This is a genomic window from Pontibacter sp. LHS2 (assembly GCF_058932845.1).
This window is the reverse complement of record NZ_JBZYWG010000002.1, coordinates 91,041-108,550: the sequence shown is the minus strand read 5'-3', so window position 1 is coordinate 108,550 and position 17,510 is coordinate 91,041. Positions and strand designations below refer to the sequence as shown.

The 17,510-nt window shown below is 49.4% G+C and carries 12 protein-coding genes; 10 read left to right on the top strand and 2 right to left on the bottom strand.

The window, feature by feature from the left end; all coding sequences use genetic code 11:
• Window positions 1–128: 128 nt before the first annotated feature.
• The 5 genes from AC5FX6_RS09160 (at window position 129) to AC5FX6_RS09140 (ending at window position 6,809) form a co-directional block, all read left to right on the top strand.
• Window positions 129–2,327, top strand: a complete 2,199-nt coding sequence (locus AC5FX6_RS09160) for a M3 family metallopeptidase (RefSeq protein ID WP_493596745.1) — start codon at window positions 129–131, stop codon at window positions 2,325–2,327.
• 314 nt (window positions 2,328–2,641) lie between these two features.
• Entirely contained in the window at window positions 2,642–3,775 is a 1,134-nt protein-coding gene (locus tag AC5FX6_RS09155; RefSeq protein WP_493596744.1) for a hypothetical protein, read from the top strand.
• A 17-nt stretch (window positions 3,776–3,792) separates the two neighbouring features.
• The gene (locus AC5FX6_RS09150) at window positions 3,793–5,448 is read left to right on the top strand and encodes a BCCT family transporter (protein ID WP_493596743.1); all 1,656 of its coding nucleotides are present in this window, start codon (window positions 3,793–3,795) and stop codon (window positions 5,446–5,448) included.
• 9 nt (window positions 5,449–5,457) lie between these two features.
• Entirely contained in the window at window positions 5,458–6,333 is an 876-nt protein-coding gene (locus AC5FX6_RS09145; protein ID WP_493596742.1) for a universal stress protein, read from the top strand.
• A gap of 194 nt (window positions 6,334–6,527) precedes the next feature.
• On the top strand, window positions 6,528–6,809 hold the full coding sequence (locus tag AC5FX6_RS09140; protein WP_493596741.1) for a hypothetical protein: 282 nt from the start codon (window positions 6,528–6,530) through the stop codon (window positions 6,807–6,809).
• Between the two features lie 376 nt (window positions 6,810–7,185).
• On the opposite strand, the gene AC5FX6_RS09135 is transcribed toward AC5FX6_RS09140, so the two are convergent.
• Complete coding sequence (locus AC5FX6_RS09135; protein ID WP_493596740.1) at window positions 7,186–7,479, bottom strand: hypothetical protein; 294 nt, start codon at window positions 7,477–7,479, stop codon at window positions 7,186–7,188.
• A 211-nt stretch (window positions 7,480–7,690) separates the two neighbouring features.
• On the opposite strand from AC5FX6_RS09135, the gene nuoL reads away from it, so the two are divergent.
• The 5 genes from nuoL (at window position 7,691) to AC5FX6_RS09110 (ending at window position 16,489) form a co-directional block, all read left to right on the top strand.
• Window positions 7,691–9,874: an NADH-quinone oxidoreductase subunit L gene (nuoL, locus tag AC5FX6_RS09130; protein ID WP_493596739.1), complete on the top strand. Its 2,184-nt coding sequence runs from the start codon at window positions 7,691–7,693 to the stop codon at window positions 9,872–9,874.
• 274 nt (window positions 9,875–10,148) lie between these two features.
• Window positions 10,149–11,894, top strand: coding sequence for a complex I subunit 4 family protein (locus AC5FX6_RS09125; RefSeq protein WP_493596738.1), 1,746 nt, complete (start codon window positions 10,149–10,151; stop codon window positions 11,892–11,894).
• 61 nt (window positions 11,895–11,955) lie between these two features.
• Window positions 11,956–13,467, top strand: a complete 1,512-nt coding sequence (locus AC5FX6_RS09120; protein WP_493596737.1) for an NADH-quinone oxidoreductase subunit N — start codon at window positions 11,956–11,958, stop codon at window positions 13,465–13,467.
• Window positions 13,468–13,483: 16 nt separating this feature from the next.
• Window positions 13,484–15,376 carry an amidophosphoribosyltransferase gene (locus tag AC5FX6_RS09115; protein WP_493596736.1) on the top strand — a complete coding sequence of 631 codons (1,893 nt, stop codon included), beginning with the start codon at window positions 13,484–13,486 and terminating at the stop codon, window positions 15,374–15,376.
• Window positions 15,377–15,574: 198 nt separating this feature from the next.
• The gene (locus tag AC5FX6_RS09110) at window positions 15,575–16,489 is read left to right on the top strand and encodes a YihY/virulence factor BrkB family protein (RefSeq protein ID WP_493596735.1); all 915 of its coding nucleotides are present in this window, start codon (window positions 15,575–15,577) and stop codon (window positions 16,487–16,489) included.
• Window positions 16,490–16,544: 55 nt separating this feature from the next.
• On the opposite strand, the gene AC5FX6_RS09105 is transcribed toward AC5FX6_RS09110, so the two are convergent.
• The gene (locus tag AC5FX6_RS09105; protein ID WP_493596734.1) at window positions 16,545–17,372 is read right to left on the bottom strand and encodes an Ig-like domain-containing protein; all 828 of its coding nucleotides are present in this window, start codon (window positions 17,370–17,372) and stop codon (window positions 16,545–16,547) included.
• Window positions 17,373–17,510: the final 138 nt, after the last annotated feature.

Sequence of the window (17,510 nt, the reverse complement as noted above, 5' to 3'; positions counted from 1 at the left end):
GGAAGGATACTTTACAACGTATTTACTTGGTAGAATCGGTATAGGGATCAGCATAAATATTGCATGGTGGGGCATATGGCCAATTTTTTGTATCTTGTGCTGAAATTTTCTCATTCATATAAAACTCTATGAAAGACCAAATCATATTAGCCGGTAAGGCTTCCGGACTCGCTGTCCTGTTGGCGCTGGCAAGTTGTACCTCGTCGCAGACGCCTCAGACTCAGGATACTCAGGTTACGGCGCAACAGCAGCAGGCCGTTGAAACCAACCCTTTGCTGCAGGAATGGACAGGCCCTTATGGCGGTGTGCCAGCCTTCGACAAGATGGACCTGGCCGACCTGAAGCCGGCTATGGAGAAAGCAATGGCCCTGAACCTGGCCGAAATCGAAAAGATCGCCAACAATACACAGCCCGCTACTTTCGAGAACACGATCGAGGAGATGGAGCGTGCCGGCGAGGAGCTGAACCGCGTATTCACCTACTACGGCATCTGGAGCAGCAACGTGTCTACACCGGAGTTCCGTACCATTCAGCAGGAGATGGCGCCGAAGATATCTGAATTCAACTCCAAGATCTCACAGAACGAGAAGCTTTTCCAGCGCATCAAGGTTGTGTATGACAATGCCCAGAAAAACCCGCTGCCAGCTGATCAGCAGCGTGTAGTGGAGCTGGTGTACAAAGGCTTCGAGATGGAAGGCGCAAACCTGAGCCCTGAGCAGAAAAAGCGTTATGCTGAAATCAACAAAGAACTTTCGACACTGTACACAAAGTTCTCTAACAACATTCTGGCTGACGAGGAGAAGTATGTGGTATACTTTACAAAAGATCAGCTGAGCGGATTGCCGGAATCATTTGTGAAAGCTGCTGCCAAAGCTGCCGCGGATAGTGGCAAGCCGGGCCAGTACGCGGTGACCAACACACGCTCCAGCATGGACCAGTTCCTGACTTATTCTGACGAGCGTGCGCTGCGTGAGAAGGTATGGAAGAACTATTACTCACGTGCTGACAACAACGACGCAAACGACAACAAGCAGAACATCGTGGACATCCTGAAATTGCGCCGTGAGCGCGTGCAGCTGATGGGCTACGACAACTATGCGCAGTGGAGACTCCAGGATCGCATGGCCAAGACGCCAGAAGCGGCGATGGACCTGATGATGGCGGTATGGCCTTCAGCTATTGCCCGTGCTAAGCAGGAAGTTGCCGACATGCAGCAGCTGGCCAACAAGACGAGCAAGACGAAAATCTCGATCGAGCCTTGGGACTACCGCTACTACGCTGAGAAAGTACGTCAGCAGAAGTACGACCTGAACTCCGATGAGGTGAAGCAGTACCTGGAACTGGGCAACCTGACGCAGGCGATCTTCTTCACGGCAGGTGAGCTGTTTAATTTCAAATTCACGCCAGTAGCAGAAGGTTCTGTACCTGTGTTCCATGAAGACGTGAAGGTATGGGAAGTAACGGACAAGACTACGGGTGATCACATCGGTCTGTGGTATCTTGATCCGTTTGCGCGTCAGGGCAAGCGCTCTGGTGCCTGGGCTACCACATACCGTGCCCACACAACATTTGACGGCAAGAAGACCGTACTATCTTCTAACAACTCTAACTTCGTGAAGCCTGCTCCAGGTGAGCCGGTGCTGGTATCATGGGATGATGCCGAAACATTCTTCCACGAGTTCGGCCATGCGCTGCACTTCCTGGCTTCCAACGTGAAGTACCCAACCCTGAATAGTGGCGTGCGTGACTACACCGAGTTCCAGTCGCAGTTGCTGGAGCGCTGGTTGTCTACTGACAAAGTGATCAATCAGTTCCTGAAGCATTACAAGACCGGTGAGCCGATGCCGAAAGAACTGATCGCCAAAATCGAGAAAGCTTCTACCTTCAACCAAGGTTTTGGCACTACGGAGTTCCTGGCGTCTGCCCTGATGGACATGCACTTCCACCTGGCTGACCCGAACAACCTGGATCCAGACAAGTTTGAGAAAGAAACACTGTCTAAACTAGGTATGCCGAAGGAGATCGTGATGCGTCACCGTTCACCACACTTCGGACACGTGTTCTCAGGTGAAGGCTACGCTACCGGTTACTACGGTTACCTGTGGGCGGACGTACTGACGTCTGATGCAGCGGAGGCGTTTGCTGAAGCCCCAGGCGGATTCTACGATGCTGAGGTTGCTGCCAGACTGGTGAAATACCTGTTTGCACCACGCAACTCCATGGATCCGGCTGACGCTTACCGTCAGTTCCGTGGCCGCGATGCCAAGATCGATGCGCTGATGCGTGACCGAGGCTTCCCGGTACCAGGACAGCAAGGCAAGAAATAGCCTTAGGCTTTTCAGTAGCAAAACAAAAAGCGCCCTGCAGGTAAATCCTGCAGGGCGCTTTTGTATTAAATTATGTGGCGCTCCGGATGCCTTTGTTAACTTTCCAGTTGTCAGGATCTTTCTGCCAAATCATCACATACATGCCTTTCTTTAGCAAAGGGCCGTTTTACCACTTTTTGCAATTGCTGTATCTGAGCTTTTAGGGTGAGGAGTGCATTGTAGGTAACTTTTATAGCCTCGACTCGTCAATAAGTAGTGTTGTACAAAATCAGCAGATTCTATTGATCAAAGCTCTACGATACTGTATACTTATTTTGCTTCCATTGCTGCTTGTCGTGAATGAGGAAAGCCTGGCACAGGCACCTGAGGAGAAGCCAGAGGACAAACCCGTGCTTAAGCTTGGAGGAGCTGTGCGTTTCAACTATAACCTCTCCACCTGGAAGAAAGATCAGTTGGAGCGGGGAGGTGATTTTGGCTTTGACCTCTTTCGCATCAATGCAGAAGCCGCCTATAAGGGCATAAAACTTAATGCAGAATTTCGGCACTACTCTCAGGCCTTTGGCGGTGCTTTCCTGAAGCAAGGCTGGTTCCAGTATGATTTCGATGAAGGCTCCCAGCTACAGGTCGGTTTGAACCAGGTACCCTTCGGTATCCAGCAGTACAACTCCAACAACTGGTTTTTTAACATGACCTATTACGTCGGCTTTGAAGACGACCACGATATGGGCGTGAAGTACATCCGCGACAACGGTCTTTGGAGATGGCAGGCGGCTTACTATAAAAGTGCGGAAGAGTTCGTTTTTGGCCTTTCGGAGCCGAGCCCTAACCGCTATTCTTATGACGTGACAGGCCGTAACAAAGAAAACAACCAGCTTGACTTTAAACTGGTGCGACGGCTTGGCGATAGTCTGGCCCACGAGATAGGTTATTCTCTACAGGGTGGCTTGCTTTATAACATCGACACAGAGCGAAACGGAACCCGCTATGCCGGTGCGGTGCACTATGAATACAAGGCCTCCCATAGTCCCTGGAACATCAAGTTGCAGGCCATGCTCTACCGCTTTCAGCCAGCCTATGCAGCCGATGCCGACCTCGACTTTGTAGAAATGGGTGCCTACGGCGCCAACTACAATGTGGCAAACCGTGGGGAGATCTACACGGCAGGTATAGCCTACCATATACCCATCGAAACCAAGCTTTTGCAAGGTATAGAAGTGTATAATAATTACGGCTACTACAACAAGCGGGTAAGTGGCTATGAAAATTCCCACATGAACGTATTGGGTGCTCTGTTTACAGCCGGGCCCATGTACATCTACACCGACACGGCATTCGGATATAACCAACCTTGGCTGGGTCCGGAATGGACGAATGCCTTTACCACTGGCACCCCGGACGATACAAAGTGGCACATGCGCTTTAACATCAACATGGGGTATTACTTCTGATCTTTAAAACAAACAACATGAGTAAGGTTAAAAGCGACATTAAGAAATCTTTCGGGTTGGAAGTGAACGGACCTGTGTTCTGGTCATCGATCGTAATCCTGATTATCATTATTGTGCTTGTACTTGTTTTCAGGAAGGGGGCCGAAGAGTTTTTTGCGTCAGCCCAGACAGCCGTGACCTCTAATGCTGGTTGGCTTTTTATATTGAGCGTCAATATTTTTGTCGCCTTCTGTTTTTTCATAGCCTTCGGAAGATTTGGCAGAATCAGGCTGGGAGGGAAGGATGCCAAGCCGGAGTTTTCGACTTCCGCTTGGTTTGCAATGCTTTTTAGCGCCGGTATGGGTATAGGTTTGCTGTTCTGGAGTATAGCTGAGCCGATCAACCACTTCCAGACACCACCGATGGGTGACCCCGGCACACCGGCCGCTGCGCGTCAGGCTATGAACTTTACTTTTCTGCACTGGGGGCTGCATGCCTGGGCCATCTATGCGCTGGTCGCGCTGGCTTTGGCATTTTTTACTTACAACCGGCAACTGCCGCTCACGGTACGTTCGGCCTTCTATCCCTTTCTGGGTGAGCGTATCCACGGCATTATCGGTCACGTGATCGATATTTTGGCTGTGATCGCTACTTTGTTTGGTCTGGCTACTTCGCTGGGGCTAGGCGTAAAGCAGGTGGCAGCCGGTCTTAACCACGTGTTTCCAGTCATCACAAACGACATCACGACCCAGATCATCCTGATCGCCATCATCACAGGTATAGCCACTGTCTCGGTAGTCACAGGCGTGGACAAAGGGGTACGTATACTCAGTGAGTGGAACATCCGGATCGCGCTCCTGATTTTGGTAGCTGTACTTGCGCTAGGTCCTACTGTATTCATTTTGAGCTCCTATGTGCAGAATACCGGGTACTACCTGGGTAATTTCCTGCAGCTCTCATTCTGGAACGAAGCCTTCTCAACCAACAACTGGCAGGGCTCCTGGACGGTGTTCTACTGGGCCTGGTGGATCTCCTGGGCTCCTTTTGTGGGCATCTTCATCGCGCGTGTGTCCAAGGGGCGTACGATCAAGGAATTTGTACTCGGTGTCCTAATAGCTCCGTCGCTGCTGTCGTTTCTGTGGATGACAGCTTTCGGAAGCACCGCCCTGCGCGATATCCTTGCTGGGAACAATGCCATTGCTGAAGCGGTGGCAGCGGACGTCTCGACTGCCCTTTTTGTGTTTTTTGAGCAGCTGCCCTTCTCGACTGTACTTTCAGTGATTGGTATTTTGCTGATCGCGGGCTTTTTCGTCACCTCCTCTGACTCCGGCTCACTGGTGGTTGTCAGCCTGACTTCAGGCGGTATCCCTAACCCTCCGGTGGGGACGCGCATCTTCTGGGCGCTTTCAGGAGGAGCCATCGCGGCAGTGTTGCTGTTGGGCGGCGGCTTGCAGGCTTTGCAAACCGCTGTTATCATCACCGGGTTGCCGTTTGCCATTATTTTGCTCCTGATGTGCTACAGCCTCTATAGGGGCCTCAACGAAGAGTTGCAGGAAGAACTCAAACTGGGCCAGGCAAGCGAACGCAAGGCCTATCAGCAATTGGTTGCCGAAATGCTCGCCAAAAGGGCCCAGAAGCAAAACGTACCTAAAACTTCAAAAGAAAGCGAAACCCCAACCAAACCATTAGAATAAAGAAGCGCTATGATTGCAATTAATGCCATGATGGTCTGCCTGGACCTCAGTGAGATAGATGAAAAGCTGGTTGCTTTTACACGGGCGATTTGTGAGCGTCTACCGGTTAGTAAGGTCTACTTTGTGCACAACATCAAAACCTCGGAGCTTAGTGAAGACTTCAGAGAGTGGTTTGGGGAGGTGGATCTGGCCAGCGAGATTGAGGGAAACATAAGTGATATCGTGGGAGAGCACTTTGCTGATGCCGCTCCCTATGAAATCCTGGTTAGTGAAGAGCCGAATACTGAAGTCATATTGGCTGATCTGGTAAAACGCTATAAAGTAAATCTGACCTTGTTGGGGAAAAGAATGAAAGGCAAGAGCACCAATGCACTGGGGACCAAATTGCTCCGCATTTTGCCTTGCAGTATACTGGTGTTTCCGGAAGATAGTATCTTCAACATCCAAAAAGTGCTGGTTCCTATCGACTTCTCCAACACTTCTGTGTACGCACTCCGTCTTAGTAAGAGCCTGTCTGACCATTTGGGCTTGCAACTTGAGATCATGCACGTGTATCGTCTGCCGAGTCAGTTCTTCCCTCTGATCTCGGAGGAGAAAGCTGTTAAGAAAGCAGAGGAGCTTGTAAAGGGAAAGTTTGACGCTTTGCAAAAGCAACATCCTGAAATAGTCGGTATACCTTATACCTTGGTAAGAGCGGCCAACAAGAGTGTAGCAGAGCGCATCAGCCTGAATCTGGTAAAAGGAGGTCATGGCATGCTGGTGCTAGGCTTAAAAGGCAATAACCCGATCCCATCGCTGAGTCTTGGAAGTGTACCGACCGAGATCTATAACTTCGATATCAATGTGCCGTTGTGGCTGGTGTATTCAGAGGAGGTGATCAAGTAAAATTGTAAACTATAGATGGCTCTAAAGGCTTATAACAGTTGTATAGAAAATAATTGTAGAAATTATGATTGGTCTCGTAACCTTTCGAAAACATACTCGTAATTCTTGAGATTGATAAGTATAATGGATTTTAGCAAAACTGGATATTTTGTCCAAGTTTGATCCAATTGCTTCCAGATTACCGATTGCCTATTATGGATGAATTCTCTCTATTTACCAGCAAGCTTCAAACTTGTGATTTGATCGTATTGACAGAAGCGGATGAAACCCGCACTTATTGTCGTTTTTATGCGAATGGCCTTTATCAGGACAGAATGTTTATTTCGGATGTCTCGATGAAAGAAAACCTGACGCTACTAAGCAGTGAGGAAGATGTGATCGATTGGAATGGTGTGCAAAATCTTCGGAAAAAGTACTGTGATGCAGTACACACGGAAGGAGATTTGAGTGCAAAAATATCAAAAGAACCCGTTTAGCCTTTCTCCCCGGAAAGCTTTCAGAAAATCCTGTAGGAAACAGACGTTGATCCGGAGTTTCCTGATAGAGGATGCCCTATAAAAAGCAAAGGCTCCTTTGTGAGGAGCCCTGCTTCTTCAAAGGATTGCCCAAAGGCAACCTTCAACTTTTAGCCACTGCAAATATAGAGATAATAATACCTATAATTAGTACAGTTTGTCAAAAATATTTATTTTTTTGAACTTTCTTGTAGGAGTATTATTTAATCTGGCTTCAATGATGGCGGATTTGTCATATTTGTATCATCAAAACAAGGATTGACTTATAACATAAAACAGAAAGAGGGAGCCGACCGGCTCCCTCTTTCTGTTTCTAATGTAGAATATTGGACGCTTCTTACTTGTCGCTCTGGTAACCAACCAACTTGATCATCTTGTTGTAGTTACCTAGCAGTAAGAATGAAGGAGCCCACTGTCCAACGAACAAAGCTTCTTCGTCTTTCTTCATAATTTTCAATGTTGCTGACACGGCCATTGAACCCAGTGCCGCCCATAAGAATACATCTGATGGGATACGGGAAGTATAATCTTCGATAGCTGCTGCTATAGGTCCTTCTTTATGCTGTGGGTTAGTTCGGTCAGCTTTGTTTTTCAAATCCTGTGCGTCTCTTTTAAGATCTTGTGTGTCCATAGTTCTTATTTTGTTTAGATGGTACAATACCATACAAAACGAAATAGACCTATGATTGTTTGCAAAAATTGAAAAATATGGGGTATGTATGGCCCGGCAAGGCGATCAGACTCTATATTATTGCTACAATATATGTAAATTGGCGCCCTGAAAAGGAGGAAGGCCTCAGGCTATCCTCTATTTGAGACTGAACCCCTAGACAGCCAATATTTTGGAGCTTTCCGCACTTCTTGAACCGCTGGCCGGCACGCCCCAAACCACACTGGCGTTGGTGGTGCTCCTGTTGCCGCTCTTCGCTTTTGCGGTGCTATACCTGGCGGGCAAAAAGCTACCCCGACAAGGCGACTGGCTGGGGATCGGTGCCACCGGGCTCGCCTTTGCACTTTCGATCTACCTCTTTACCCAAACCTGGAACACAGAGGTCTACCATAGCCGAACAGTTTGGTTTAATTTGCCTGGCAGTTTTGTCGCTGACTTTACAGCAGGAATACTACTTGATAACCTGACGGTGCTGATGCTGGTAATCGTTACCTTCATCTCCATGCTGGTGCAGCTCTTTTCGGTGGGCTACATGCACGGTGATAAGGGGTATAGCCGCTATTTTGCCTATTTGGGACTCTTTACCTTTAGCATGCTGGGTATTGTGCTGGTCGATAACCTGCTGTTGCTCTTTATGTTCTGGGAGCTGGTGGGTTTGTCTTCCTATCTGCTGATCGGCTTTTGGTATGAGCGCCCGGCTGCCATTGCGGCCAACAAAAAAGCTTTTTTAGTGAACCGGGTGGGTGACATTGGCCTGCTGCTTGGTTTGTTTGCCTTCTATACCTATTTCCGGACCTTTGACCTGGAAGCCTTGCGCACCATGGTGGGAGCAGGAGAGTGGCTGAACGGGACCTTCGTAACAGGCTATACCTTGCAGGGAATGGCCTGGTCTGTAGAGTTGAGTCCCTTGTTTCTGACGCTGGCCGGGCTTGGCCTGTTTATGGGCTGTGTGGGCAAGTCGGCGCAGTTCCCGCTGCAGGTATGGCTGCCCGATGCCATGCAGGGCCCGACACCGGTGTCCTCGCTGATTCACGCTGCGACCATGGTAGCGGCTGGCGTATACCTGGTGGCACGCTGCTACGCTTTCTTTACAGTGGATGCTCTTACGGTTATTGCCATCGTTGGTGCCATCACGGCACTGCTCGGTGCCGTTGCGGCACTCACGCAATATGACATCAAAGCGGTACTGGCCTTCTCTACGATCTCACAACTGGGTTACATGGTGATGGGGATGGGCACCGGGGCACACGATGCTTCGCTGTTTCACCTGACCACACACGCCTTTTTCAAAGCGGCCCTTTTCCTCAATGCCGGTATCATCATCCACGCCATGCACCGGGGGATGCACCATGCGCACCTGCCAGTTGGAGTCGATCCGCAGGATATCCGCAACATGGGTGGCTTGCGCAAAGCCATGCCGCTTACCTTTTATACCTATTTGCTGGCAGCTGCCGCGCTGGTTGGTTTGCCGCTGTTTTCAGGATTCCTTTCCAAAGATGCTATCCTTTCCGGCAGCTGGGCCTGGGCACAGACCATGAGCCTGGCCAATGGCAACAGCCTTTACTTTATAGTACCGGTGATCGGCTTCACAGTCGTGCTGCTCACCGCCTATTACATGGGGCGGCACCTGTGGTTCATGTTCTTTGGTTCGTTCCGACTTCCTTTTGATATGCGGACACTTCGTTTGTCGGTGAGTCAGGAGGTGGAGCGGGTGATGCTTATACCTGTAGTCTTATTGGCGGTGTTGTCGCTGGGTTTCTTCTTTTCGCTCAACCCCTTGTCCTTTGCCGGAAGTTGGGTGATGCAGGGAATCAGCCTGACACAACTCTCACAGGATGGCGCTCTGCTCGCCAGCAGTCTGATAAAGGCCGTGACGGCGCAGGATGCTGCCAACGGAATAGCTCACTTATTCATTGGGATTTTCTCGGCTCTGCTAGGTATAGCAGGTATAGCTTTGGCTGTTGGCAGGTATAAGGGCAATAGCAGCGAAGCGCTCCTGCAGGAAAGACCAAACGGGGCACTGGCACAACTTTCTTATCATCATTATTACCTGGATGCAGTGTACGACCGGCTGCTTGTGAAACCAGTACTTTGGATGTCCCGCATGCTCTATCGCTTCGACAAACGGGTGATTGACTATACGCTTGAATATGCCAGCAAATGGCTGGTGGTGTTCTCCAAGATCGTGAAGTGGTTCGACAAGTGGGGTGTTGACGGCAGTGTGTGGCTGATCGGAGCAATGGCAAAAGTGCTGGGCCGGTTCGGGCGGGGACTTCAGAACGGGAAGGTGCAATCTTACTACGCTTACTCCCTTTTCGGATTTATTCTGATAATACTATACATCATGCTGAATTGATGTTAATTTCGCAGTCAGGTTGTTGGATCTTGATAGATTGGATGAAATAAAGGGTCGCTGTCCGTAGTTTGTACAGGATCTAAAAAAACTGTTCCGCATTATTTTGGTTTGCTTTCAGATTTTGGGAGCAGGTCAAGCGAATCTAAACCCGTGCTCAGTAGGAGCTGTGGCTGAAAACAAAACTAGTCCCGGTTTAACATTGGGTGAGTAATTAACTAGTAACAGATGCGCAGTCGTGTGTCGTGATACGTGATACTTGTGTCGTAACATATTGATGAATTATACTCTTTCCAGCCTTATTTTTCTTCCCCTGGTGGCAGCACTTATCGTGTTGCTCCTGCCGACACGCATGCAGCGGGGTATAAAAGCCGTAACGCTGGGTGGCACGTTGCTGCAGCTGGCCGTGGCCGTGTGGCTATACCTGGGCTTCGATGGCGCTTCGCAGGCAAACGGGCAGACAGGCTATCAGTTTATGGAGAAGCTAGACTGGATCGGTTTCTCGCTGGGTAGTCTGGGTCGTTTTCAAATCGAGTATTTTGTGGGCGTGGACGGTATCAGCATCGGGATGGTACTGCTCACAGGTATTGTCGGGGTGATCGGGGTGATCTCATCCTGGAACATTACCAAGAATGTGAAAGGCTACTTCCTGCTCTACCTCTTGCTCATGACCAGCGTGATGGGCTGCTTCCTGGCCCTGGACTTCTTCCTGTTCTACCTCTTCTTTGAGTTCATGCTCTTGCCAATGTATTTCCTCATTGGTATCTGGGGTGGTCCGAAGCGCGAATATGCCGCACTTAAGTTCTTCATCTATACCCTGATCGGATCGCTTTTCATTTTGGTTGTGATGATCGGGCTCTATACCTCCGTGATCGATCCGGAGGCGACGGCACAGCAAATGGGCCTTATAGGACAGAACGTGCCAGCTAGTCTGGACCTGATCCGGCAAGTGCAGCAGATGCTGCAGCAAGGCGTGATCAGCCAGGCAGACATGGTACGGACCTTCAGTATACCTGCTATGATGGAGCCAGCCAACTTTATACCCGGCAGTTTGCTGCATGTTTTTTCAGGCGTCACGCTGTTTGATCTTCCGATTCGCTTTGTAGCCTTCTTGTTAGTGCTGGCAGGCTTCCTGATCAAGGTGCCGTCTGTGCCCGTGCATACCTGGTTGCCCGATGCGCACGTGGAAGCCCCTACACCTATATCCGTGTTGCTGGCCGCAATCCTGCTGAAGGTAGGAGGTTACGGTCTGATCCGGATCGTATACCCGGTTTTCCCGGATGCGGGTGCCTACTTCTCTACTTTCGTTGGCGGATTGGGGGTACTCTCTATTATCTATGGGGCTCTTTGTGCACTGGCCATGAACGATCTGAAAAAACTGATCGCTTACTCGTCGGTATCGCACATGGGCTTTGTGCTGCTCGGTCTGGCTTCGCTGACAAATGAAGGTGTGAACGGTGCGATCTACATGATGTTCAGCCATGGTCTGATCTCGGCTATGCTTTTCCTGGTAGTAGGGGTAATCTACGACCGGGCGCACGACCGCATGATCCTGAATTTCCGCGGGCTTGCCAAACGCATGCCGGCTTATACCGCCTTTGTGGTGATCGCCTTTTTTGCTTCGCTGGGACTGCCAGGCTTCTCAGGTTTTATCGCCGAGTTGCTGGTGCTTTTGGGCAGCTTCAGTGCGCCAGAGGCGACAGGTATGCTGCCCCGCTGGATGGCAATAGTGGCTGTGATTGGCCTGCTGCTTTCGGCGGCTTATTACCTGTGGGCACTCCAGCGCATGTTCTTTGGCAAGTTCTGGCTATTCCCGGAGTTGCGTGGCAAAGCCTCCATGACTGATCTGTCTGGGCGTGAGTACCTGATGCTGGTGCCGCTGGCGATACTGGCGCTGCTATTCGGCATATTCCCACACCTGCTCTTGGACAAGACAGGTATGTCGGTGACGGGCTTCACGGAACTGGTGCTGCGAAACGGACAGGAACAGCTGAACATTTTACAAGCGATTTTAATAAAATAACAACTGCCTCTGCTGAAGTTTTGTCTTCTCAGAGGCTTTATACTTTACCTTATACCGACACGTGGAAGAACAGGCAGCTCAGCTCACCCAGGCCATCGACAGCATATTAGCTGGAGCAGGAACGCTGCTGCCCGAACTACTACTGGCCCTCTTCTTCCTGTTGCTAGTCACGCTTGACCTGTTCAAATCTAAAACAATAAAGCGATTACTGCCCTGGGTAGCGCTAACCGGATTGTTCTCGACACTGGTGCTACTGGTACTGGGCCCACAAGACAGCGATGGGGTGCAGTTTCTGAACCTGCTGCGCTCCGATGGCATAGCACGTTATGCCAGCATCCTTTTCAGTCTGACGGGCATCTGTACGATCCTGCTCTCGCTCCAAAATCCGAAAATAGAAAAGCGCAAGCAAGGAGAAGGCCGTGGTGAATACTATGCTTTGATTCTGATACTCGTGCTGGGCCTCAACCTAATGGCTAAATCGGTCAATCTGCTGATGGTTTTCCTGGCGATTGAGGTGGTTTCCATTGCCTCCTATATCCTGACACTTACCCTCAAAGAAGAAAAAAGAGCCGTGGAAGCAGGCTTGAAATATGTGCTCTACGGCACTCTGTCAGCTGGAGTGATGCTCTATGGCATGTCCTTTTTCTATGGCCTGACCGGCTCGCTGGACTATACCCTGGTTTCGTTCTGGCGCAGCTTACTTGATGCCAGCCCGCTGATGGTGACGGTGGCAGCCATCCTGGTATTCGCGGGTTTCCTCTTCAAAATTTCCGCAGCCCCTTTTCATTTCTGGACGCCGGATGTGTACCAGGGAGCACCCATGCCGATCGTAGCCCTCTTTTCTACCGGACCCAAAATGGCAGGCATCATTGTGATCATGCGCTTTGTGGCGGCCTTCGCCGACCCGACCATTTCCAATGCTTTCTCCGATGTGCAGCTTTTCTTAGGTATAGCCGCATTGGCTACGCTGGCCATCGGCAATTTCACAGCTCTTTGGCAGCGCAGTCCGCGTCGCCTGATGGCATTCTCATCGGTATCGCATGCGGGTTTTCTGCTGATGGCGTTGCTGGCCTTTGGCAGCGACTATACGGTGAGCGTGCTGTTCTATATGACAGTACTGCTCTTTATGAACTTCGGCTTATTCCTGTTCCTGCAGATGGCTGAAGAAAACTGGCAGGTGCGCACCCTCGAGGATTTTCAGGGAATGGGCGCTCGGATTCCTTTTGCCGGTATCATGGCGCTACTCTTTTTGCTTTCGCTAACGGGGCTTCCGCCATTGGCTGGCTTCATGGGCAAGCTGCTTGTTTTTAGCAATGTGTGGGAGGCCTATACCTATAATGGACAGCCCTTGCTACTGGTTCTACTGGTGGCTGGCGTCCTGCTTACCGGGGTGGCTTTGTTCTACTATATCAAAATACCTTATTACCTTTTCCTGAAAAGGAATCAAACTGCCGAAAATTTAGTTATTTCACTGTCAAATAAGCTGCTGCTGGTTTTTTTCGCCTTGCCGCTGCTGGTCTTCTTTTTTAAACCCGACCTGCTGCTGCACTGGATAGAAAAACTGCTGGCCTAGATACTTTTACAACCCTATGAGCGATTCAATTAAGCACGAATGCGGAATAGCCATGATCAGGCTCCGAAAACCAATCGAATATTACGTTGAAAAGTATGGCACTCCGATGTACGGTGTCAACAAACTATACCTGCTGATGCAGAAGCAGCACAACCGCGGACAGGACGGTGCAGGTGTAGCGAGCATTAAAATAGATGCCGGTCCAGGCATGGAGTACATCAGCCGTTTCCGCTCCGTAAAAACCCGTGCCATCGACAGTATCTTCGGGAAGATCGGCAAGGAATTTAAGAAGCTGAAAGAAGAGAAACCTGAGTTGGCGCTCGATACAAATTGGGTATGGCAGAACCTGCCTTTCCTGGGCGATGTATACCTGGGTCACCTGCGCTACGGCACACACGGTATCAACACCGTGGACAACTGCCACCCGATGGTGCGTGAAAACAACTGGCGCAGCCGTAGCCTTGCCGTAGCCGGTAATTTTAACATGACCAACGTAGACGAGCAGTTTCACAAACTCATCGAACTAGGTCAGCATCCAAAGCAAAAGTCCGACACCATCACAGTACTCGAAAAGATCGGACACTTCCTGGATGAAGAAAACCAGATGCTGTTCGAATCTTACAAAGACGACTACTCCAACAAAGAGATTACTGCCCTGATCGAAGACAATCTGAGTCTGCAGCGTGTGCTCAAGCGTGCCTGCAAGGATTTTGACGGTGGCTACGCTATGGCAGGTCTGACAGGGTATGGCGCTTCCTTTGTGGTGCGCGACCCGAACGGTATCCGTCCGGCTTACTACTACATGGACGACGAAGTGATTGTGGTGGCCTCTGAAAAACCTGCTATCAAGACCGCTTTTGATATTGAGTATAGCGAGATCCGGGAGATCACACCGGGCCACGCCTTAATCGTGGACAAAGCCGGCAATGTAGACCTGAAAGAGATTCTGCCGCAACTCGAGAAAAAGTCCTGCAGCTTTGAGCGCATTTACTTCTCCAGGGGCAATGACCCGGAGATCTATGAAGAACGCAAGAACATGGGTCGCCGCCTGTGTCCTCAGATTCTGGAAGCGATCGAGTATGACCTGAAAAATACGGTATTCTCTTACATCCCGAATACGGCTGAAACATCCTGGCTGGGCATGATGAAAGGTATCGAAGATCATCTGCGTGCCTACCGTAAGCAAGCCATCCTGAACCAGGAGCTCAGCGAAGAGCAACTTGACGAGATTCTGCAGTTCAAGCCACGCGCCGAGAAGCTGGTGATCAAAGACGTGAAGCTGCGTACTTTCATCACCGACAACGACAGCCGCGACGACCTGGTGACGCACGTGTATGATACGACTTATGAGGTAGTAAGGAAAGGCATCGATACGCTGGTTGTGCTGGACGACTCGATTGTAAGGGGTACGACGCTGGAGAAGAGTATCATCAAGATGCTGGACAAACTAGAGCCGAAGAAGATCATCATCGTGTCCTGCGCACCGCAGATTCGCTACCCGGATTGCTACGGCATCGATATGTCCCGTGTAAAGGAGTTCGTTGCTTTCCGCGCCATGCTGGCCTTGCTCAAAGACCGTGACATGTATTATAAAGTTGACGAAGTATACGATAAGATTCAAGCCGTTCAAGGTACACCGGCTATCATGGAGACTAACTATGTAAAAGAGTTGTTCGACCTGTTCACGCACGACGAGTTGTCTGCCAAAGTATCGGAAATCGTGAAAGCACCTGAGGTAAATGCCGAAGTACAGGTGATCTACCAGCGGATCGAAGACCTGCACCTGGCCTGCCCGAACCATAAAGGCGACTGGTACTTTACGGGTGACTACCCGACTCCAGGTGGTACCCGTGTGGTAAACCGTGCGTTCATGAATTTTGTGGAAAACAAAGCCGTTCGCGCTTATTAATGAGAGTTGAAATGAGTTTAAAGGCCTGTTCTGTAAAAAGGACAGGCCTTTTTATTTGATCTGAATGGAGCCCTACATCGAAACAGCCAGGAGCACCGCAATCTATTGCTTTAAACAATCCAAAGGCCTTACGCTTTAACCTAAACAGTCCCTCGCCGTTATTCTAATGCGGCCTTTTATAGCGGAAACCTAACATTTATGGAGCACAAAGCAGGCTTTTGGAAAAAGACTAAAGAAATACTGATAGACTCTTACAAGAACTTTCAGCAAAACGAGCCTATTGTATACAGTGCGGCCATAGCGTTTTTTACAATTTTCTCGCTGCCCGCCATCCTGATCGTGCTTACATTGGCGGGTTCAATCTTTTTCTCAGAAGAGACGGTGCAGGCTGAGATCGTCAAGCAGATGGAAGATTTGATGAGCGACGAGGTAGGTAATCAGGTAAACGCTCTGCTGGATAACGTGACACAGATACCTGTGGGGTTCTGGAGTATTCTGATTGGGGTAGCCGTCGTAGTGAAAAGCGCAACGATCATTTTTTTCATCATCCAGAAAGCTCTGAACTCGGTTTGGCAGATCCGGGTAAAGCATGATGTGAACTATCTTAAGCTGCTACGCCATCGGCTTGTTACCCTGGGTATAGTAGCCGGGCTGGGCTTTCTGCTGCTATTGAGTCTGGTATTTGACGCTGCACTGATGGTGTTTAGTGACCAACTCTATGATGTCCTGGAGGAACATTTAACCTCAGCTATTAAACTAATCAAGATTGTTTTCTCAATTATAGTCGTGCTTGTTTTTTTCACGGCTATTCACAAAATACTACCTGATGCCACTGTTCAATGGCGCGACGCAATGGCTGGCGGCATTATCACTTCCATTTTGTTTCTGATCGGAAAGGAATTGATCGACTTTATCCTGAGTAGCGTGAAAGTAGTTGGCTTCTATGCTGCCGCGGGATCGTTTGTGGTGGTGCTACTATGGGTGTTTTACTCATCGGTCATCCTGATGCTGGGCGCCGAAGTGACCAAAGCCTACGCCAATAACCATGGTCGTGAGGTTGAGCCCTCAGAGATAGCAGAAAAGTATGATAAGGTGAATGGCGGTAGGAGCTAAAAAAGGTGCTCTTCTTTTGAAGGAGCACCTTTCTTAGTGTTGGATTTATTATTTTTTAGTTTCCTCTCTGGGCCACTCTTGGTCCCTGGCTTCCAGTGTCGAATCTTGGAGCACCATCAGGCTTAGTGGTACGGATTGGTCCCATTCTATTAGAGATCATGACAGGAACTGCGCCCTGCTTGACTTTGCCATCTTGAATATCAGACTGCTTAAACAGCGCAACTGTAAACCAGTCATCGACATAGGCTTCATCTTCAAATGTAAAGCAATCCATGAAGGAAATGGTGTTGGTAGCTGCATCCAGCATACCTCTTTTAAAGTAAGTAGTGGGCGCAGATTGACTGGCAAACTGAAACTCCCCTTTCACATCAATGAAATACTTACTCAGGTCGATGTTAGAGTCGTATTTGATAACGAAATCATACTCATAGCAACTACCATTAGATCGAAGCCTTTTGGGTTTCACAAGGGAGCCCGTCTGTGCCAGGCTTAGTTGAGGCCCTTTAGCTGAGAAGGCAACTGTGTTGGCCGGGCAGTCGCTATGGTTTTTAACAGTAGCCTGCACTTTTCCATTTTCCTGACCATACACCCAGTTAACTTCCGCTATACCCTGGGCATTTGTACTAGTAGTATTCGTGTTGATCGTACCACCGCCTTCTACCACTTCCCAGCTAACCTGGGCGTTAGAAACCGGTTTGCCGGAGGCATCTGCCACCCGAACCTGCAATGGGGAGGCCATGGCTTCACCTGGCATGCCAAGTTGGTCATTACCTTCGTGCACTGCAATGGTGTTACATGCAATTGGATCGTCGTCGTCACAGCTGGTGAGGGAAGCACATAAAATCAGGATAAAAGTGAATCTTATGCTGTTTAAAATCTTCATGAAAGATAATATTGGGGGTGAAAGAAAGGATAGGAAAGCCAGGTAAACACAAAGCTAAAAGAAGCGCCTTGAGTGGAGTGTGCCTATAAATACGGTTTCATCTTTTTATTGTTATATAATATTAATTAATTTATTCTT